The organism is Ureibacillus massiliensis 4400831 = CIP 108448 = CCUG 49529, from assembly GCF_000772965.1.
GTDB lineage: Bacteria > Bacillota > Bacilli > Bacillales_A > Planococcaceae > Ureibacillus > Ureibacillus massiliensis.
Window position 1 is genome coordinate 125675 of sequence record NZ_JPVQ01000003.1, and the last position, 20912, is coordinate 146586.

Here is a 20912-nt window from a genome sequence, read left to right on the forward strand (position 1 = left end):
ATGATTTTGCAAAGACCTATTATCGCTTTAATGAGGGGTGAATAAGTTGACAGGTCAACTAGTTCAGTACGGACAACACCGCCAGCGTAGAAGCTTTGCGCGTATTAAAGAGGTGCTGGAGCTTCCGAATTTAATCGAAATTCAAACAGCATCTTATGAGTGGTTCCTTGAAGAAGGATTGCGTGAAATGTTCCGTGACATTTCGCCAATCGAAGATTTTACAGGCAATCTATCACTTGAATTCATCGATTACACTTTAGGTGAACCTAAATATGATGTCGATGAATGTAAAGAACGTGACGTTACTTATGCTGCGCCATTGCGCGTAAAGGTGCGTCTTCATAACAAAGAAACAGATGAAGTAAAAGAGCAAGATGTCTTTATGGGTGATTTCCCATTAATGACGGAAGTAGGTACTTTTGTAATCAATGGTGCCGAACGCGTTATCGTTTCACAATTAGTTCGCTCACCAAGCGTTTATTTCCATGACAAAACGGATAAAAACGGTAAAAAAGGGTTTGGCGCTACAGTAATTCCAAACCGCGGTGCATGGTTAGAATATGAAACTGATGCGAAAGATATCGTTTATGTTCGTATTGATCGTACTCGTAAGCTTCCGGCAACAGTATTACTTCGAGCTTTAGGCTTCGGTTCTGACCAAGAAATTATTGATATTTTAGGGGATAACGAGTATTTACGTAATACCCTAGAAAAAGATAATACGGACAGTACAGAAAAAGCATTATTAGAAATTTATGAACGCCTTCGTCCAGGAGAACCGCCGACAGTAGAAAGCGCAAAAAGCTTACTATATTCACGTTTCTTCGATGCTAAACGCTATGATTTAGCGAATGTTGGACGTTATAAAATGAATAAAAAGCTACACATTAAAAATCGTTTATTTAACCAAACGATTGCTGAAACGCTTGTTGATCCTGAAACAGGAGAAATTTTAGCTGAAAAAGGAACAGTTCTTGATCGTCGTAATCTAGATCGATTAATCCCTTATTTAGAAAAAGGCATTGGCTTCCGTACATTATCACAGGTTGGTGGTGTATTAGAAGAAGATGTAACTGTTCAGTCAATTAAAATTTTCGCTCCAAACGATGAAGCGCAAAAAGAAATCAATATTATTTCTAACGCCTATATTGAAGAAGAAGTGAAGAACTTAACTCCGGCAGATATTATCGCTTCAATGTCATACTTCTTTAATCTATTACACGGTGTTGGAAACACTGATGATATTGACCATTTAGGTAACCGTCGTTTACGTTCAGTAGGCGAATTACTACAAAATCAATTCCGTATTGGATTGTCTCGTATGGAACGTGTTGTACGTGAACGTATGTCAATTAACGATACGGCATCAATCGTTCCACAACAATTAATCAATATTCGTCCAGTAATTGCTTCAATTAAAGAATTCTTTGGTAGTTCTCAATTATCGCAATTCATGGACCAAACAAACCCTCTAGCTGAATTGACACATAAACGTCGTCTATCTGCATTAGGGCCAGGTGGTTTAACACGTGAGCGAGCTGGTATGGAAGTTCGTGACGTTCACTATTCGCACTATGGTCGTATGTGTCCGATTGAAACACCTGAGGGTCCAAACATCGGTTTAATTAACTCACTTTCATCATATGCAAAAGTAAATAAATTTGGTTTTATTGAAACGCCATATCGTCGTGTTGATCCTGAAACAGGTCGAGTAACGGAGCATATTGATTATTTAACAGCTGATGAAGAAGATAACTATATCGTTGCACAAGCAAACTCACCATTAAATCCTGATGGTTCATTTGCAAACGAGGAAGTTTTAGGTCGTTTCCGTGGGGATAACACAGTCTTCAAAAGAGATCGTGTTGACTACATGGACGTATCTCCAAAACAAGTAGTATCTGCTGCGACAGCATGTATTCCATTCTTAGAAAACGATGACTCAAACCGTGCATTAATGGGTGCGAACATGCAACGTCAAGCAGTTCCGTTATTAAACCCAGAAGCACCATTCGTTGGAACTGGTATGGAACACGTGAATGCTCGTGATTCAGGAGCTGCAGTAGTTAATAAATATCACGGTATTGTTGAACATGTTGAAGCTCGTTCAATTCATGTACGTCGAGTTGAAGAAATTGACGGTAAAGAGGTTAAAGGTGAATTAGTAAAATACAAACTACAAAAATTCACTCGTTCAAACCATGGTACGTCTATTAACCAACGCCCGATTGTAAAAGTTGGCGATCGTGTTAAACCGAAAGATATTTTAGCTGATGGTCCTTCTATGGAACAAGGTGAACTTGCATTAGGTCGTAATGTGCTAGTAGCCTTCATGACATGGGAAGGTTTCAACTATGAAGATGCCGTTATTATGAATGAACGCCTTGTACGTGATGATGTTTATACATCTGTTCATATTGAAGAATATGAATCAGAATCACGCGATACTAAACTAGGACCTGAGGAAATCACACGTGATATTCCTAACGTTGGTGAAGATGCTCTTCGCAACTTAGATGATCGTGGAATTATTCGTATAGGCGCTGAAGTTCGCGACGGTGATATTCTTGTAGGTAAAGTAACTCCAAAAGGGGTAACTGAGTTAACTGCTGAAGAACGCTTATTACATGCAATCTTTGGTGAAAAAGCTCGTGAAGTTCGTGATACTTCTTTACGTGTACCACATGGTGCAGGCGGTATCGTTCTTGATGTAAAAGTCTTCAATCGTGAAGATGGTGATGAACTACCACCAGGTGTTAACCAATTAGTTCGTGTTTATATTGTTCAAAAACGTAAAATCCGCGTTGGGGACAAAATGGCCGGACGTCATGGTAACAAAGGGGTAATTTCTCGTATTTTACCTGAAGAAGATATGCCATTCATGCCAGACGGAACACCGGTTGATATCATGTTAAATCCACTTGGGGTACCATCTCGTATGAACATCGGACAAGTTTTAGAGCTTCACTTAGGTATGGCTGCTCGTTACTTAGGTCTTCATATGGCTACACCAGTATTTGATGGAGCAAATGAAGAAGATGTTTGGGAAACAATGGAAGAAGCTGGTATGAACCGTGACGGTAAAACGATCCTTTATGATGGTCGTTCTGGTGAGCCATTCGATAACCGTGTATCTGTAGGTATCATGTATATGATTAAACTTGCTCACATGGTTGATGACAAACTACACGCTCGTTCCACTGGACCATACTCACTTGTTACACAACAACCACTTGGCGGTAAAGCTCAATTTGGTGGTCAACGTTTCGGTGAGATGGAGGTTTGGGCACTTGAAGCCTATGGTGCTGCTTACACACTTCAAGAAATTTTAACAATCAAATCCGACGATGTTGTTGGACGTGTTAAAACTTATGAAGCAATCGTTAAAGGTGAAAGTGTACCAGAACCAGGTGTACCTGAATCATTCAAAGTATTAATTAAAGAACTTCAATCTTTAGGTTTAGATGTGAAAATGTTAACTGTAAACGATGAAGAAGTTGAACTTCGTGATTTAGATGATGAGGATGAACTTCAACCAGCGGATGCTTTAAACATTTTGCCTGAAAACGGAAAAGAAGAAGATACTGTAGAATCATTTGAATAATAATAGTTATTGTATCGGGTAATTGAACTTTACCCGATACAATAAAAGCTATAATTTAACAAATTTATTTATACAAAAGAGTTCTCTTTTGTAATTGATGTCGAGCTTCGGAAGAGTCGGTAAAGGACTTATACTAAAGGGAGGTAGGCTCCTTGATAGACGTTAATGAATTTGAATATATGAAAATTGGTTTAGCATCACCTGATAAAATCCGTTCGTGGTCATATGGTGAAGTAAAAAAACCTGAAACAATCAACTATCGTACTTTAAAACCTGAAAAAGACGGTCTATTCTGTGAACGTATTTTCGGACCAACAAAAGATTGGGAATGTCACTGCGGTAAATACAAACGTGTACGCTATAAAGGTGTAGTTTGTGATCGTTGTGGTGTTGAAGTTACAAGAGCTAAAGTGCGTCGTGAACGTATGGGCCACATTGAATTGGCTGCTCCTGTATCTCATATTTGGTATTTTAAAGGTATTCCAAGCCGTATGGGACTTATCCTTGATATGTCTCCACGTGCATTGGAAGAAGTAATTTACTTTGCTTCATATGTTGTAATCGAGCCTGCTGGCACTAGTTTAGAAAAGAAACAACTTCTTTCTGAAAAAGAGTACCGTGCATATCGTGAAAAGTTCGGTAATAGTTTTGAAGCTGCAATGGGTGCAGAAGCTATTAAAAAACTTCTACAACAAATTGATTTAGAAGATGAAACAGCAGTCTTAAAAGAAGAACTAAAAACTGCTCAAGGTCAACGTCGTACTCGTGCGATCAAACGCCTTGAAGTAATCGAGTCATTCCGTAACTCTGGTAACAAACCGGAATGGATGATTTTAGATGTACTTCCAGTAATTCCACCAGAGCTTCGTCCTATGGTGCAATTAGATGGTGGCCGTTTTGCTACTTCTGACTTAAATGATTTATATCGTCGTGTTATTAACCGTAATAACCGTTTAAAACGTCTTCTTGATCTTGGTGCACCTAGCATCATCGTTCAAAACGAAAAACGTATGCTACAAGAGGCAGTTGACGCTCTAATCGATAACGGTCGTCGTGGTCGTCCTGTAACTGGTCCTGGTAACCGTCCGTTAAAATCCCTTTCTCATATGTTAAAAGGGAAACAAGGTCGTTTCCGTCAAAACTTACTAGGTAAACGTGTTGACTATTCTGGTCGTTCGGTTATCGTAGTAGGTCCAAACCTAAAAATGTACCAATGCGGACTTCCAAAAGAAATGGCTATCGAATTATTCAAGCCTTTCGTAATGAAAGAGCTTGTTGAACGTGGCCTTGCTCATAACATTAAGAGCGCGAAACGTAAAATCGAACGTTTGCACAACGAAGTTTGGGACGTTCTTGAGGATGTCATCCGTGAACACCCAGTTTTACTTAACCGTGCACCAACATTGCATAGATTAGGTATTCAAGCGTTTGAACCAACACTTGTAGAAGGCCGTGCAATTCGTCTTCACCCATTAGTATGTACAGCATATAACGCTGACTTCGATGGTGACCAAATGGCGGTACACGTTCCTTTATCTGCGGAAGCTCAAGCGGAAGCTCGTTTACTTATGTTAGCGGCACAAAACATCCTAAATCCAAAAGATGGTAAGCCAGTTGTTACACCATCTCAAGATATGGTATTAGGTAACTACTATTTAACACTTGAGCGTGAAAATGCTCGTGGTGAAGGTTCTGTATTCTATGGACCTAATGAAGTGTTAATTGCATATCAAACAGGTAATGTTCATTTACACACTCGTATCGCAATTAAAGCAAGTTCATTAAACAACCAAACATTTACTGATGAGCAAAATGAAATGTTCTTATTAACAACGGTTGGTAAGGTTATTTTCAATGAAATTTTACCTGAATCATTCCCTTACATTAATGAACCAACAGCTTATAATTTAGAGCAAAAAACGCCTGAAAAATATTTCACTCACTTAAGAATTGATGATGAGTTACTAAAAGAAGTGGAAGCTAGCGAAGGCTACAGTGCACTTTCTGAACAAGAAAAAATTGATGCGAAACGTCAAGCAGTATTGAAAAAATACTTTGAGCAAGCACCAATTATTCACCCATTCCGTAAAAAGTTCTTAGGTAGTATCATTGCGGAAGTGTTTAAACGTTTCCACATTACAGAAACATCTAAAATGCTTGACCGAATGAAAGACCTTGGATTTAAATATTCAACTAAAGCAGGTATTACTGTTGGTGTATCTGATATCGTTGTATTACCTGAAAAAGGCGAAATTCTAGAAGAAGCTCAGAAAAAAGTAGATAAAGTAACTGTTCAATTCCGTCGTGGTCTTATTACGGAAGAAGAACGCTATGATCGCGTAATTTCAAGCTGGTCAGCGGCTAAAGATGAAATTCAGTCAAAACTGATGGACTCTTTACCTAACACTAACCCTATCTTCATGATGAGTGACTCTGGTGCCCGTGGTAACGCATCAAACTTTACTCAGCTTGCAGGTATGCGTGGTTTAATGGCCAACCCAGCTGGTCGAATTATCGAACTTCCAATCAAATCTTCATTCCGTGAAGGTTTAACAGTATTGGAGTACTTCATCTCTACTCACGGTGCTCGTAAAGGTCTAGCCGATACAGCATTAAAAACTGCCGATTCAGGTTACTTAACACGTCGTCTTGTAGACGTTGCACAGGATGTAATCGTTCGTGAAGACGACTGTGGAACTGACCGTGGACTAACAATTGGTGCTTTAAAAGAAGGTACTGAAATTATCGAAGGTTTAGATGAACGTATTGTTGGACGTCATACGAAGAAAACAATTCGTCATCCTGAAACAGGCGAAGTAATTTTAGAACGTGATCAATTGATTACACAAGATGTAGCTCGTGAAATTATCGATGCGGGTATCGAAGAAGTAACAATACGTTCTGCATTCACATGTAATACAAAACATGGCGTATGTAAAAAATGTTACGGAATCAACCTTGCAACTGGTGAAGAGGTAGAAGTTGGAGAAGCGGTTGGTATTATCGCTGCACAATCTATCGGTGAACCAGGTACACAATTAACAATGCGTACATTCCATACAGGTGGGGTTGCAGGTAACGATATTACACAAGGTCTTCCACGTATCCAAGAGATTTTTGAAGCTCGTAATCCAAAAGGGCAGGCAGTAATTTCTGAAATTACAGGTACTGTTACAGAAATCGATGAAATTCGTGAAGGCTTAAAAGAGCTCACAATTCAAGGTGAAATTGAAACTCGTAAGTATCAAGCGCCTTATAATGCTCGATTAAAAGTTCAAATTGGTGATACGATCAGACCAGGTCAAATCTTGACAGAAGGTTCAATCGATCCAAAACAATTATTAAAAGTAAAAGATGTTGCGACAGTTCAAGAATACTTGCTAAAAGAAGTACAAAAAGTATATCGTATGCAAGGGGTAGAAATTGGCGACAAACACATCGAAGTGATGGTTCGTCAAATGCTACGTAAAGTTCGCGTAATTGAAGCCGGAGATACTGAATTGTTACCAGGATCGTTACTAGATATTCACCAATTCACTGAAGCAAACAGAGACGCCATTACAAATGGTAAAGTACCAGCTACATGTCGCCCTGTTATTCTTGGTATTACTAAAGCATCTCTTGAAACAGAATCATTCTTATCTGCTGCATCATTCCAAGAAACAACTCGTGTGTTAACAGATGCTGCAATCAAAGGTAAACGTGATGAATTACTTGGACTAAAAGAAAACGTAATTATCGGTAAGCTTGTTCCAGCAGGTACAGGTATGCAACGTTACCGTCAAATTCGTATTAAAGATGACCGAGTAGATGCACAAGAAGAACTTACTTCAGCTGAATAATTAATAAAAATGAATTCCAAGGAGAAATTCTCTCCTTGGAATTTTATAAAAATAATTGACAGTTTGATCGTGTAGTGATAATATACTTAAGGTTGATAGTTAACTGTCTGTACTTCGGAGGATATGTAAATGTCTTATGAAAAAGTTAAGCAGGCTAGTAAAACAATCATAGGGACAAAGCAAGCAATTAAAGCAATAAATGCTAGCCAAGTTAAAGAGATTGTCGTTGCACTTGATGCAGAAACCCGAGTAACCGATCCAGTAATCCTTCTTGCAAAAGAAGTCGGTATACCAGTGAATCTCGTCGAGTCGAAAAAAGAGCTTGGAAAAGCTTGCGGCATTCAAGTGGGTGCTGCAGTTGTTGCAATTGCAATGCATTAGTTTTTGTGTTAAATCACAAAGACTTGTTTTTTACCCAAAAAATGAACCACCTGGATGTGTGGTATTACATGAATGAAACGAAGGGAGGAAAAACCGATGCCTACAATTAACCAATTGGTACGTAAGCCTCGTAAATCTAAAATCACGAAATCAAATTCACCTGCGTTAAATAGAGGGTATAACAGTTTCAAAAAATCTTTAACAAACGTTAACTCTCCACAAAAACGTGGCGTTTGTACTCGTGTTGGTACAATGACACCTAAAAAACCTAACTCAGCGTTACGTAAATACGCTCGTGTACGTTTAACTAACCAAATCGAAGTTACAGCTTACATTCCTGGTGAAGGTCATAACTTACAAGAACACAGCGTTGTATTAATTCGCGGTGGACGTGTAAAAGACTTACCAGGGGTACGTTATCATATCGTTCGTGGTGCTCTTGATACTGCTGGTGTAAATGGCCGTATGCAATCACGCTCTTTATATGGTACAAAACGTCCAAAAGAGAAAAAATAATTTGACTTAAATAAATAGATAATTATTTGAAAGGAGGAAAACACATGCCTCGTAAAGGTCCTGTTTCCAAACGTGACGTGTTACCAGATCCAATTTATAATTCAAAACTAGTAACTCGTTTAATCAACAAAATGATGATTGATGGTAAAAGAGGTACTTCTCAAAAGATTTTATACGGTGCGTTCGAATTAGTTAAAGAACGTTCTGGTAATGATCCAATTGAAGTATTCGAAGCTGCATTAAATAACGTAATGCCAGTTCTTGAAGTACGTGCTCGTCGTGTTGGTGGTTCTAACTACCAAGTACCGGTTGAAGTTCGTCCAGAACGTCGTATTACATTAGGTCTTCGTTATTTAGTTAACTACTCTCGTCTTCGTGGTGAAAAAACTATGGAAGAGCGTTTAGCTAACGAAATCCTTGATGCATCTAACAACACAGGTGCTTCAGTGAAAAAACGTGAAGATATGCACAAAATGGCAGAAGCAAACAAAGCATTTGCACACTATCGTTGGTAATTTAAACTACGTGCTGGTGATAAACTAGTACGTAGATTTAAATATATAGTCAAAAAAATGTCTATACCCAATATGGAAGGAGAAAATTTCCTATGAAACGCGAATTCTCACTAGAGAATACACGTAATATTGGGATCATGGCTCACATTGATGCTGGTAAAACAACAACAACTGAGCGTATCCTTTATTACACTGGTAAGATTCACAAAATCGGTGAAACTCATGAAGGTGCCTCTCAAATGGACTGGATGGAGCAAGAACAAGAACGTGGTATCACTATCACTTCTGCTGCGACAACAGCTCAATGGAAAGGTAACCGAGTAAACATCATTGACACACCAGGACACGTAGACTTCACAGTAGAGGTTGAACGTTCATTGCGTGTACTTGATGGTGCAGTAACAGTACTTGATGCTCAATCTGGTGTTGAGCCACAAACTGAAACTGTATGGCGTCAAGCTACAACTTATGGTGTTCCACGTATCGTATTTGTTAACAAAATGGATAAAATCGGTGCGGATTTCTTGTACTCAGTGAAAACTCTTCACGAACGTTTACAAGCAAACGCTCACCCAATTCAATTACCAATCGGTTCTGAAGATCAATTCGAAGCAATTATCGATTTAGTTGAAATGAAAGCAATCTTCTATGGTAACGACCTTGGTACTGATATCCAAGAACGTGAAATTCCTGAAGAATATAAAGCACAAGCTGAAGAATACCGTGAAAAATTAATTGAAGCGGTTGCCGAATTAGATGAAGAGCTTATGGAAAAATACTTCGCTGGTGAAGAAATCACTATCGAAGAGCTAAAAGCTGGTATCCGTAAAGCAACTTTATCAGTAGAATTCTATCCAGTTATTTGTGGTACAGCGTTTAAAAATAAAGGTGTTCAATTAATGCTTGATGCAGTAATTGACTATCTACCTGCTCCGACAGACGTAGAATCAATTAAAGGTGTAGATCCTGACACAGGTGAAGAAATCGTTCGTCATTCTAGCGATGAAGAACCATTCTCTGCACTAGCATTCAAAGTTATGACTGACCCTTATGTTGGTAAATTAACATTCTTCCGTGTGTACTCTGGTATCTTAGATTCAGGTTCATACGTACAAAACTCTACAAAAGGTAAACGTGAACGTGTAGGTCGTATCCTTCAAATGCACGCGAACTCTCGTGAAGAAATTTCAAAAGTATTCGCTGGTGATATCGCTGCAGCTGTTGGTCTTAAAGATACTACTACTGGTGACACTCTTTGTGACGAGAAAAATCTTGTTATCCTAGAGTCTATGGAATTCCCAGAACCAGTTATCTCTTTATCTGTAGAACCAAAATCAAAAGCTGACCAAGATAAAATGAGTCAAGCTTTACAAAAACTTCAAGAAGAAGATCCAACATTCCGTGCTCATACTGACCAAGAAACTGGTCAAACAATCATCTCTGGTATGGGTGAGCTTCACCTTGATATCCTTGTAGACCGTATGAAACGTGAATTCAAAGTAGAAGCTAACGTGGGTGCTCCACAAGTTTCTTACCGCGAAACATTCCGTGGTTCGGCTCAAGTACAAGGTAAATTCACACGCCAATCTGGTGGTCGTGGACAATACGGTGACGTTTGGATTGAATTCTCTCCAAACGAAGAAGGTAAAGGATTCGAATTTGAAAATGCAATCGTTGGTGGGGTTGTACCTCGTGAATACATTCCAGCTGTTGAAGCAGGTCTTCGTGACGCGCTTGACCGCGGTGTAGTTGCTGGTTACCCATTAATCGACATCAAAGCGAAATTGTACGATGGGTCTTACCATGATGTTGACTCTAACGAAATGGCATTCAAAATCGCTGCTTCTATGGCTCTAAAAGCTGCAGCTTCTAAATGTAACCCTGTTCTTTTAGAACCAGTAATGAAAGTAGAAGTAGTAATTCCAGAAGAATATCTTGGTGATATCATGGGTAACATCACTTCTCGTCGTGGACGTGTAGAAGGTATGGAAGCTCGCGGTAACGCACAAGTTGTTCGTGCAATGGTTCCACTTTCTGAAATGTTCGGATATGCAACAACATTACGTTCTGCAACACAAGGTCGTGGTGTGTTCTCAATGGTATTCGATCACTATGAAGAAGTACCGAAATCAATTGCTGAAGAAATCATCAAAAAAAATAAAGGTGAATAATTGAAATTTCATCTTGTATCAAGTATAAATAATTTGTAAGCTATGATTGACTGGCTGAAAAGGGCCCTTTCTCAGCCAGCAGTTATAACATAAAAAAATAATAAAAACACATATTAGGAGGCTAACTCTAATGGCTAAAGAAAAATTTGACCGTTCGAAAACGCATGCTAACATTGGTACAATTGGACACGTTGACCATGGTAAAACTACATTAACTGCTGCTATCGCAACAGTACTTTCTAAAAAAATGGGTGGTACAGCTAAATCATACGCTGATATCGATAACGCTCCAGAAGAAAAAGAACGTGGTATCACAATCAATACTTCTCACGTAGAATATGAAACTGAAACTCGTCACTATGCTCACGTTGACTGCCCAGGACACGCTGACTATGTTAAAAACATGATCACTGGTGCTGCTCAAATGGACGGCGGTATCTTAGTAGTATCTGCTGCTGATGGCCCAATGCCACAAACACGTGAACACATCCTTTTATCACGTCAAGTAGGTGTACCATACTTAGTAGTATTCTTAAACAAATGTGATATGGTTGATGACGAAGAATTATTAGAATTAGTAGAAATGGAAGTTCGTGACTTATTATCAGAATACGATTTCCCAGGTGACGATGTTCCTGTAATTAAAGGTTCTGCTCTTAAAGCTCTTGAAGGTGAACCAGAATGGGAAGAAAAAATCGTTGAGTTAATGGACGCTGTAGACAGCTATATCCCAACTCCAGAACGTGACACTGAAAAACCATTCATGATGCCAGTAGAGGACGTTTTCTCTATCACTGGTCGTGGTACAGTTGCAACTGGTCGTGTAGAACGCGGTCAAGTTAAAGTTGGTGACGTAGTAGAAATTATCGGTCTTGCTGAAGAAGCTAAATCTACAACTGTAACTGGTGTAGAAATGTTCCGTAAATTATTAGACTATGCTGAAGCTGGAGATAACATCGGTGCATTATTACGTGGTGTTGCTCGTGAAGAAATTCAACGTGGACAAGTATTAGCTAAACCAGGCTCAATCACTCCACACACAAACTTCAAAGCTGAAGTTTACGTTTTATCAAAAGAAGAAGGTGGACGTCATACTCCATTCTTCTCAAACTACCGTCCTCAGTTCTACTTCCGTACAACTGACGTAACTGGTGTTATCAACTTACCAGAAGGCGTTGAAATGGTAATGCCTGGTGACAACATCGAAATGAACGTAGAATTAATCTCTCCAATCGCTCTTGAAGAAGGTACAAAATTCTCTATCCGTGAGGGTGGACGTACTGTAGGCGCTGGTGTAGTAGCTTCTATCCAAAAATAATTTAGCATTTTGCTATCTAAACCAATTCGTAGGGACGCCTATGAATTGGTTTTTTTATTTTATAAAAAGATGCTGTAGATGTGTTTGCTAACATTAATAAAAATATAACAGCACCGCTTATCTTTATATATTAAATAGATAAACAGATAGGCACAAACATTTAGTAAAGAAAAACTTGTTATTCACTTTTCTTTTATCCATTTCCATCCAAATGTTACAATTGAATGAAGAGGTGAAGACGGTGGATACAAAAATACTTCTAATAGAAGATGATCAATCCATTTTTGAAATGATACAGGAACGTTTTGTAGGGTGGAATATGCAAGTCATTAAACCGCCTGATTTTCAAAAAGTGATGGATTGTTTTATTGATGAGAGACCACAGTTAGTCATTATAGATATACAACTACCGGCTTTTGATGGATTTCACTGGTGTAGAGAAATACGAACTATTTCAAAAGTGCCTATCATTTTTTTATCTTCTAGGGATCATCCAATGGATATGGTGATGGCCATGCAATTGGGAGCGGACGATTTCGTGCAAAAGCCGTTTCATATGGATGTATTGCTGGCGAAGGTACAAGCTATATTACGACGCACATATGATTACACGGAAGAAGAAACGGAATTAGTTCGTTGGAATAATGCAACAGTAGATTATAGCAAGGCCATGGTTTTAATAGATAATAATTCATGTGAACTGACAAAGAATGAGCTGTTTATATTAAGGCTGCTATTACAACATGTGAATAAAGTTGTTTCAAGAGACGAATTAATGCGGAAACTTTGGGATGATGAAAGGTTTGTGAATGATAATACGTTATCAGTCAATGTGAATCGACTGAGAATTAAGCTTGAAGAGATAGGATTGAAAGATGTTATTGTAACGAAAAAGGGATTAGGTTATATGGCGATTTCTTTATAGAGGTGACGAATGTTTTTTCTATTGTTTTTAAAAGAACGGTGGGCGTGGATTTTTTTTATCCTTGCACTGCTTATATTTATTAATACAATTTTCTTTTTAGATTCAGGATTATCTGGAATATCGATTAGTTATTTTAATATAGTCACTATCTTGCTAACTGTAGTATTTTTTGTATGGCGTTATTTTAAAGAAACCCAAGCATTAGTTCATTTCCTGGGAAATTTATCGAATGTAAGAGAACCATTAAATTCGGAAAATAGTTCTCTTTCACCTTTTCAAAGAAAATATTTTGAGGAGTTTCAAAAAGTAATTCAACGGAATGAAGCCATTATTAATCATCTGAAAGTTAAACATTTAGAGGATATGGAAGGTAAGCTCGCTTGGGTTCATGAAATGAAAACCCCATTAACTGCAATGAACTTAATGATTGAACAGGTGGAAGATGTAAAGCTTCGAAATAGACTTGAAAATGAGTGGATAAGAGCGCATTTATTATTAGACCAACAACTACATCATAAGAGACTAGCTTCTATAGAAAAAGATAATCGATTAGAAAGAGTCGTATTAAAGGCTATCATTTTTAAAGAGATTCGAGATTTTCAGACGTGGTGTATGGAAAAAGGAATTGGTTTTCAAACAGATCGATTAGATCAGGAGGTTATTTCAGATAGAAAATGGCTTTCTTTTATTGTGCGCCAAATTCTCTCTAATGCCATTAAATATAGTCATGAGAACAGTGAAATTAATATTTACACGGAATTAGACGATACGGGACATGTACTTTTGCATTTTGAGGATAGTGGGATAGGTATTAGCCCAGAGGATATACCTCGGGTTTTTCAAAAATCATACACCGGAACAATCGGTCGAGAATCAGTTCAATCATCGGGAATGGGTCTTTATTTAGCAAAAAATGCAGCTGAAAAACTAGGGATAGAGATAGTTGTTAACTCAACGTTACATAAAGGCTCCATATTCACTTTAAGATTCCCAATGCAAAATGAATATCAAAACATTATCGGTAGATGACAAAATTGTCACCTACCATTTATTTTTGTCATGTTAAACGGAGGTAGAGAGAATGCTATACATATACAATGGATACAGGTAAAGAAAGGGTGAAGCAAATGTCTGTATTAGTTGGTAGAAAAATAAGAAAAATCTATGGTAAAAAATCTACGGCACAAGAAGTGTTGAAGGGCATTGATATAGAAGTTAATGAGGGTGAGTTTGTAGGAATTATGGGGCCATCAGGTTCAGGTAAAACGACACTATTAAACGTCTTATGTTCAATCGATCATCCAACTGAGGGTGTTGTAGAAATTAATGGACAAAGTTTAAGTGGCATGAAAGAAAAGGATTTAGCTAAATTCCGGCGAGAACAGCTAGGGTTTATTTTTCAGGATTATAATCTACTCGACACACTTACAGTTAAAGAAAATATTTTACTTCCATTCTCTATTAGTAGGTTGCCAAAGGTGGCTGCAGAAAATCGATTAAAAGAATTGGTCGGAATTTTAGGGATTGCAGATATTTTAAATAAATATCCAAATGAAATATCAGGTGGACAAAAGCAAAGAACTTCTGCTGCCCGTGCATTAATTTCAAATCCTGCGTTAGTATTTGCAGACGAGCCGACTGGTGCACTGGATTCTAAATCAGCAACGGCATTGTTAACGAATTTAGAAAAAATAAATCAACAAAAATCTGCTACGATCATGATGGTTACCCATGACTCTGTAGCTGCAAGTTTCTGTTCACGAGTCTTATTTTTAAAAGATGGTGCTATCTATACAGAAGTTTACAGAGGGGATAAAACTAGACAGCAATTTTTCCAACAAATCATTAATACTCAAAGTGTACTGGGCGGTGACGGCTATGACGCTTAGTCGATTAGTTATTCGAAGTATGCGGAAGAATCTTAAGCAATACTACTTATACTTCTTTGCACTTATCTTTAGTGTGACACTTTGTTTTTCCTTTACTACACTACAATATAATCCGAGTGTAAATGAAGCGTTAGAACGAAGTGGAACAGCTTCTGCTGGTTTTGGTGCCGCAAGCTATATTTTATATGTAATCATTACATTGTTTGTACTATACGCAAATCAGCTCTTTATGAAAAGAAGAAATAAAGAAATTGGCTTATATCAGCTAATTGGAATGACAAAGGGATTAGTTGTTCGTTTGATTGCACTTGAAAATATCGTGCTATTTGTATTGGCAGTCGGTATAGGGATGCTTATTGGCTTTTTAAGCTCACGGTTATTTGCCATGATTTTAATGAAAATGCTTGAGATTGATATGGTGATTCAATTAACATTTTCCAATGAAGCACTTAAACAATCAATTATTATCTTTGCTATTCTTTTAGCAGTTATTATACTCCAGCTAATATGGATGGTTCGACGAGTTTCATTATTATCCTTGTTCAGTGCAGCAAAGCAAGCTGATGAACGTATAAAACGTTTTAGCATTTTCCAAGCAATCATGGGACTATTAGGGATATTGTTAATAGCCTATGGATATTATGAATCAACAATTTTATTTGATTTTGAAGGTACGGGAACTGTTAAAAATCTATTTTTACAGATGCTCATCATACTGGCATCTACTATGATAGGTACATTTCTATTTTTCCGTTACTCCGTATCGCTCATCATGAATGCTATTCGAGCGAATAAAAAAGGGCATTTAAAGGTGACAGATGTATTAGCAGTAACGCCAATCATGCATCGAATGAAAGGCAATTCAAAGTCCCTTACTTTAATTACACTGCTTACAGGATTAGCTGTAGGGATTATGAGCTTGTCATATATTGCCTATTACTCCTCAGAGGCGAATGCTAGACAATCTTCTCCGTATGACTATATTTTATTGAATAATCAGGGAACTGAGTTTATGGATCAGTTACAACTTGCAGGGATTGAATTTGATAAAGATAGCTATGAAATGTCTGAAGTAACATTGAAAATTAAAGATTTACTTCCAGAGAAGATGGAAGATAATAGTCTTGTATTTACTGGGGAAGCACTTACAACCGTTGTGCCTTTGAGTAATTTACAGCAAATACAACCGAACGTAACGCTAAAAAATAATGAAGCCTTCATCACTAGCTATGCTACCGTCCTATCTGAGATATTACCTCTTAATGCTGGAAGAGAGATTACAGTAAAAGCAGGTGAAACTGATATACCATTATATATTACAGAGATTCGGGAAGACTTTATGTTATCGGAGCAAGTAACATTTGGCAGTCCGGTTATAGTCGTAACAGATGAAAAGTTTGAGGAAATTCAGTCAAGTAGTCCAAATGAAAAATATACAGCACAAATTGGTATCAATCTTAAAAACAAACAGGATACAATACAAGCAGAAGAGCTATATAAAAATTTATTTGATCAAAAAACAATAACAGATCAAGAAGAAGGCCAACGTTTTGTTCAACTTTCATCCTATGAAGAACTAAGAAAACGTAATATTACTGCGCTTGGCTTAACTATTTTTGTAACAGCCTTTTTAGGATTAGCCTTCTTACTAACGACAGGAAGTATCCTGTACTTTAAACAAATGGCAGAAGCAGAGGATGAAAGAGAGTCCTACAAAATTCTTCGTAAAATCGGTTTTTCTACAAACGATATTTTAAAGGGAATTTATGCGAAGCAAGCCTTTAATTTTGGTGTTCCATTAGCGATCGGTTTATTACACAGTTATTTTGCAGTTAAATCAGGCTGGTGGCTATTTGGTACAGAATTAGTTGCTCCATTATTAATAACAATGGGCCTATACATTATGCTATACGGCGTTTTTGCAATTCTTTCAATCCAATATTATAAAAGGGTTGTAAAAAGTTCATTATAATATAGTAGAAAGTCGTTATAATTTTTCGAATGTATCGAATATTATAACGATTTTTCTTTCCATTGACTTTTTAGAATAATCCAATTACACTTTAACACGTTGTCAATTTAGCAGATGAAAGTGTGGGTATTTCAATTATGAATGCAGTTATTGTAGCTGTTGTCGTTATGTTAGTTTTAAGTTTAATACGAGTTAATGTAGTACTTTCGCTAGTGATTGGTGGTGTAATAGGTGGCTTAGCAGGTGGGTTATCAATTGCTGATACTATAAACGCTTTTAATGGAGGTCTCGGTAATGGAGCGGAAGTCGCGCTTAGCTACGGTTTACTTGGTAGCTTTGCAGTAGCTATCTCGAAAACAGGTATTACTGAGCTTTTAATAAATAAAATTTTAGGACTAGTCAATAAAAATGGAGAATCGAATAAGAAAGGATTAGTAAAAGCACTTATTTTTATCTTCTTATTTTTAATGGCAATCTTTTCTCAAAACTTAATACCTATACATATTGCATTTATTCCATTATTGGTTCCGCCAATTTTAAAAATTCTCAATATGTTAGAAATAGATCGTCGTCTAATCGCGTGTATTTTAACATTCGGTTTAATAACACCTTATATATTCCTACCGTACGGATTTGGGTTTATTTATCAAGATTTAGTAGCTAAACAAATAGGACTTGCGGGACTCGAAATTCAAATGTCTGATATTCCGATGGCGATGGCATTGCCAGCACTTGGAATGTTAGTTGGATTACTTCTTGCGTTCTTTGTTTATCGCAAGCCGAGAAAGTATAATAATAATAATGAAGTAAGTGAAGAAAAATTTGAAGTAACGATTACAGCAAGAAATATATTGTTTACAATTGTTGCTTTAATTGTCTCGGTATTAGTGCAAATTTCAACAGATTCTATGATTATAGCTGCACTTTCAGGAATATTAGTGTTGTATGTAACAGGAGCACTAAAATGGAACGATGCGGATGTCATTCTATCTGAAGGGATGCGAATGATGGCATTTATAGGATTTGTTATTATTTCTGCTAATGGATTCTCAGAGGTGATTAAAGCAACTGGTCACGTAGAATCCCTTGTTGAAAATACGTTAGCTATTTTAAATGGGAATATGAGCTTAGCTGTTTTATTAATGCTTATTATCGGCTTAGTCGTTACGATGGGAATTGGATCGTCCTTTGCGACAATACCAATTATTGCGGCAATATTTGTTCCATTGTCTTTAGAGTTAGGGTTAAGTCCATTAGCTATCATTGCATTAATAGGAACAGCAGGTGCGTTAGGGGACGCTGGATCTCCTGCATCAGACTCAACACTTGGTCCAACTTCTGGGTTAAATGCAGATGGACAGCATAATCATATCTGGGACTCATGTGTACCGACTTTTATTTTTTATAACATTCCATTAATTATTTTTGGATGGATTGCAATCATGTTTGTACTATAAACAATTGGCTTCCTTATAAAATGGGGAGCCGATTTTTTTATTGTATAAATCAATGAAACTTAACTCAAATTACCAGTATAAAATTGAAGGAAAACGATTGATTATATGTGCCATCTTCTATATACTGAAAGTCGACTGAAGTTAAGATTAGCTAAAAAACAATATAGAAACATAATAATAGAAAGAATTTAGCAAAAATCCTTGCTTATTCTTTTTTTATTGTATATAATGTTGAATGTTGGTCTTTGACTGCGATGAAGCGGGAGGTTGCCGACACACCCGGCCGCTTTGCCATGGCGCGTGTGTGGGAAATTTCCGTGGAGAATGTCTAGTAAATAGGCGAAAAAGGAGGGAAAATAATGGCAAAACAAAAGATTCGTATCCGTTTAAAAGCGTATGATCACCGTGTTCTAGATCAATCCGCTGAGAAAATTGTGGAAACTGCTAAACGTTCAGGTGCAAGTGTATCAGGTCCGATCCCGTTACCAACTGAGAAGTCTGTGTACACAATTCTTCGTGCGGTTCACAAGTACAAAGATTCTCGTGAACAATTCGAAATGCGTACGCATAAACGTTTGATCGACATCATTAACCCAACACCACAAACTGTTGATGCGTTAATGAAACTTGACTTACCATCTGGCGTTGATATTGAAATCAAACTTTAATGGTAAAAACAAATAGAAACTTTTTAAATATCACAGGAGGTGTGACAAATGACTAAAGGAATCTTAGGTAGAAAAATCGGTATGACTCAAGTTTTCGCTGAAAACGGAGATTTAATCCCTGTAACAGTTATCGAAGCTACTCCAAACGTTGTTCTTCAAAAGAAAACTGTTGAAACTGATGGCTACGAAGCAATCCAAATTGGTTTCGAAGATAAGCGCGTTAAGCTTTCAAACAAACCAGAACAAGGTCACGTAGCAAAAGCGAATACTGCTCCTAAGCGCTTCATTCGTGAATTCCGTAACGCAAACGTTGCAGAGTACGAAGTTGGTCAGGAAGTCAAAGTAGAAATTTTCGCTGAAGGCGATGTAGTAGACGTAACAGGAGTTACTAAAGGTAAAGGTTTCCAAGGTGTAATTAAACGCCACGGACAATCTCGCGGACCAATGGCTCACGGTTCTCGTTACCACCGTCGTCCTGGTTCAATGGGGCCAGTTGCTCCGAACCGCGTATTCAAACAAAAGAAATTACCTGGTCAAATGGGTGGAAATGTAGTTACAATCCAAAACTTAGAAATCGTTAAAGTTGATGCAGAGCGTAACTTACTACTTGTTAAAGGTAATGTTCCTGGTTCTAAAAAAGCATTAGTTACAGTGAAGTCAGCTGTAAAATCTAAATAATCTCTTTAAGAAAGGAGGAAACAGGAATGACAAAGGTATCTGTACTTAGTCAAACAGGTGCTTCAGTTGGTGAAATCGAATTAAACGACTCAGTTTTCGGAATTGAACCAAATGAAGCTGTATTATTCGACGCAGTAATCGCTCAACGCGCTTCTCTACGTCAAGGTAATCATAAAGTGAAAAACCGTTCTGAAGTTGCTGGTGGTGGTCGTAAACCATGGCGTCAAAAAGGAACTGGTCGTGCTCGTCAAGGTTCTATCCGTTCTCCACAATGGCGTGGCGGTGGTACTGTATTCGGACCAACTCCAAGAAGCTATAGCTATAAATTACCAAAGAAAGTTCGTCGCTTAGCTCTTAAATCTGCTTTATCAGCTAAAGTTGTAGAACAAAACTTACTTGTTCTTGATGCACTACAATTAGATGCACCAAAAACAAAAGATTTCAAAGCAATCTTAGGTAACTTAAACTTAGACAAAAAAGCTTTATTCGTTACTGCTGAATTAGATGAAAACGTAGCATTATCTGCTCGTAACATCCCTGGTGTAACTGTTTTAACAGCTAATGGAATCAACGTTCTTGATCTTTTAGGTCATGACAAAGTTGTATTTACAAAAGCTGCAGTAGAAAAAGTTGAGGAGGTGCTTGGATAATGGAAGCACGTGATGTACTAAAACGTCCGGTCATTACTGAGCGTTCTTCTGAGCTTATGGCTGAGAAAAAATATACTTTCGAAGTTGATGTTCGTGCGAACAAAACTGAAGTAAAAGACGCTGTAGAAGAAATCTTTGGAGTAGAAGTTGAAAAAGTAAACATCATGAACTACAAAGGTAAATTCAAACGCGTTGGTAAATTCGGTGGATACACTAACAAACGTCGTAAAGCGATCGTTAAATTAACTGCTGATAGTAAAGAAATCGAAATCTTTTAATTTATAGTCCGTACGGATTTGAAATGAAGAATAAAGAAGGAGGGAAAA

16 protein-coding genes are annotated in these 20912 nt (G+C 37.5%); all 16 read left to right on the forward strand.

The features are described from left to right. Positions 1-37: 37 nt before the first annotated feature. The 16 genes from rpoB (at position 38) to rplW (ending at position 20864) form a co-directional block, all read left to right on the forward strand. Positions 38-3604 carry a DNA-directed RNA polymerase subunit beta gene (gene rpoB / locus CD30_RS03290; RefSeq protein ID WP_170933635.1) on the forward strand — a complete coding sequence of 1189 codons (3567 nt, stop codon included), beginning with the start codon at positions 38-40 and terminating at the stop codon, positions 3602-3604. 152 nt (positions 3605-3756) lie between these two features. Beyond that, positions 3757-7446 carry a DNA-directed RNA polymerase subunit beta' gene (gene rpoC, locus CD30_RS03295; RefSeq protein ID WP_036172414.1) on the forward strand — a complete coding sequence of 1230 codons (3690 nt, stop codon included), beginning with the start codon at positions 3757-3759 and terminating at the stop codon, positions 7444-7446. A 129-nt stretch (positions 7447-7575) separates the two neighbouring features. Continuing rightward, on the forward strand, positions 7576-7827 hold the full coding sequence (locus CD30_RS03300) for a 50S ribosomal protein L7ae-like protein (RefSeq protein ID WP_036172416.1): 252 nt from the start codon (positions 7576-7578) through the stop codon (positions 7825-7827). A gap of 96 nt (positions 7828-7923) precedes the next feature. After that, positions 7924-8343 carry a 30S ribosomal protein S12 gene (gene rpsL / locus CD30_RS03305; protein WP_036172418.1) on the forward strand — a complete coding sequence of 140 codons (420 nt, stop codon included), beginning with the start codon at positions 7924-7926 and terminating at the stop codon, positions 8341-8343. Positions 8344-8387: 44 nt separating this feature from the next. Beyond that, positions 8388-8858, forward strand: coding sequence for a 30S ribosomal protein S7 (rpsG, locus tag CD30_RS03310; RefSeq protein WP_036172420.1), 471 nt, complete (start codon positions 8388-8390; stop codon positions 8856-8858). A gap of 92 nt (positions 8859-8950) precedes the next feature. Next, positions 8951-11029, forward strand: a complete 2079-nt coding sequence (fusA, locus tag CD30_RS03315; protein ID WP_036172422.1) for an elongation factor G — start codon at positions 8951-8953, stop codon at positions 11027-11029. A gap of 130 nt (positions 11030-11159) precedes the next feature. After that, positions 11160-12347: an elongation factor Tu gene (tuf, locus tag CD30_RS03320; RefSeq protein ID WP_036172424.1), complete on the forward strand. Its 1188-nt coding sequence runs from the start codon at positions 11160-11162 to the stop codon at positions 12345-12347. Positions 12348-12558: 211 nt separating this feature from the next. Beyond that, positions 12559-13272, forward strand: a complete 714-nt coding sequence (locus CD30_RS03325; protein ID WP_052126030.1) for a response regulator transcription factor — start codon at positions 12559-12561, stop codon at positions 13270-13272. Positions 13273-13281: 9 nt separating this feature from the next. Continuing rightward, positions 13282-14301 (forward strand): sensor histidine kinase, encoded by a 1020-nt coding sequence (locus tag CD30_RS03330; protein WP_036172428.1) that lies wholly within the window; start codon positions 13282-13284, stop codon positions 14299-14301. Between the two features lie 98 nt (positions 14302-14399). Then, complete coding sequence (locus CD30_RS03335; RefSeq protein WP_036172561.1) at positions 14400-15161, forward strand: ABC transporter ATP-binding protein; 762 nt, start codon at positions 14400-14402, stop codon at positions 15159-15161. Continuing rightward, the gene (locus CD30_RS03340) at positions 15151-17133 is read left to right on the forward strand and encodes an FtsX-like permease family protein (protein WP_036172430.1); all 1983 of its coding nucleotides are present in this window, start codon (positions 15151-15153) and stop codon (positions 17131-17133) included. The genes CD30_RS03335 and CD30_RS03340 overlap by 11 nt, the downstream gene beginning before the upstream one ends. A gap of 137 nt (positions 17134-17270) precedes the next feature. Next, on the forward strand, positions 17271-18590 hold the full coding sequence (locus CD30_RS03345; protein ID WP_036172563.1) for a Na+/H+ antiporter family protein: 1320 nt from the start codon (positions 17271-17273) through the stop codon (positions 18588-18590). Positions 18591-18949: 359 nt separating this feature from the next. Continuing rightward, on the forward strand, positions 18950-19258 hold the full coding sequence (gene rpsJ / locus CD30_RS03350; RefSeq protein ID WP_036172433.1) for a 30S ribosomal protein S10: 309 nt from the start codon (positions 18950-18952) through the stop codon (positions 19256-19258). A 48-nt stretch (positions 19259-19306) separates the two neighbouring features. Next, a complete protein-coding gene (gene rplC, locus CD30_RS03355) occupies positions 19307-19936 on the forward strand; it encodes a 50S ribosomal protein L3 (RefSeq protein WP_036172435.1) in 630 nt (209 codons plus the stop codon). Positions 19937-19962: 26 nt separating this feature from the next. Further along, positions 19963-20586, forward strand: a complete 624-nt coding sequence (gene rplD / locus CD30_RS03360) for a 50S ribosomal protein L4 (RefSeq protein WP_036172437.1) — start codon at positions 19963-19965, stop codon at positions 20584-20586. Next, on the forward strand, positions 20586-20864 hold the full coding sequence (gene rplW / locus CD30_RS03365) for a 50S ribosomal protein L23 (RefSeq protein WP_036172439.1): 279 nt from the start codon (positions 20586-20588) through the stop codon (positions 20862-20864). The genes rplD and rplW overlap by 1 nt, the downstream gene beginning before the upstream one ends. Positions 20865-20912: the final 48 nt, after the last annotated feature.

Coding starts and splice junctions, on each gene's coding strand:
- CD30_RS03300 (WP_036172416.1), top strand. CDS start 7,576: ATGTCTTATGAAAAAGTTAAGCAGGCTAGTAAAACAATCATAGGGACA.
- rpsL (WP_036172418.1), top strand. CDS start 7,924: ATGCCTACAATTAACCAATTGGTACGTAAGCCTCGTAAATCTAAAATC.
- rpsG (WP_036172420.1), top strand. CDS start 8,388: ATGCCTCGTAAAGGTCCTGTTTCCAAACGTGACGTGTTACCAGATCCA.
- fusA (WP_036172422.1), top strand. CDS start 8,951: ATGAAACGCGAATTCTCACTAGAGAATACACGTAATATTGGGATCATG.
- tuf (WP_036172424.1), top strand. CDS start 11,160: ATGGCTAAAGAAAAATTTGACCGTTCGAAAACGCATGCTAACATTGGT.
- CD30_RS03325 (WP_052126030.1), top strand. CDS start 12,559: ATGTTACAATTGAATGAAGAGGTGAAGACGGTGGATACAAAAATACTT.
- CD30_RS03330 (WP_036172428.1), top strand. CDS start 13,282: ATGTTTTTTCTATTGTTTTTAAAAGAACGGTGGGCGTGGATTTTTTTT.
- CD30_RS03335 (WP_036172561.1), top strand. CDS start 14,400: ATGTCTGTATTAGTTGGTAGAAAAATAAGAAAAATCTATGGTAAAAAA.
- CD30_RS03340 (WP_036172430.1), top strand. CDS start 15,151: ATGACGCTTAGTCGATTAGTTATTCGAAGTATGCGGAAGAATCTTAAG.
- CD30_RS03345 (WP_036172563.1), top strand. CDS start 17,271: ATGAATGCAGTTATTGTAGCTGTTGTCGTTATGTTAGTTTTAAGTTTA.
- rpsJ (WP_036172433.1), top strand. CDS start 18,950: ATGGCAAAACAAAAGATTCGTATCCGTTTAAAAGCGTATGATCACCGT.
- rplC (WP_036172435.1), top strand. CDS start 19,307: ATGACTAAAGGAATCTTAGGTAGAAAAATCGGTATGACTCAAGTTTTC.
- rplD (WP_036172437.1), top strand. CDS start 19,963: ATGACAAAGGTATCTGTACTTAGTCAAACAGGTGCTTCAGTTGGTGAA.
- rplW (WP_036172439.1), top strand. CDS start 20,586: ATGGAAGCACGTGATGTACTAAAACGTCCGGTCATTACTGAGCGTTCT.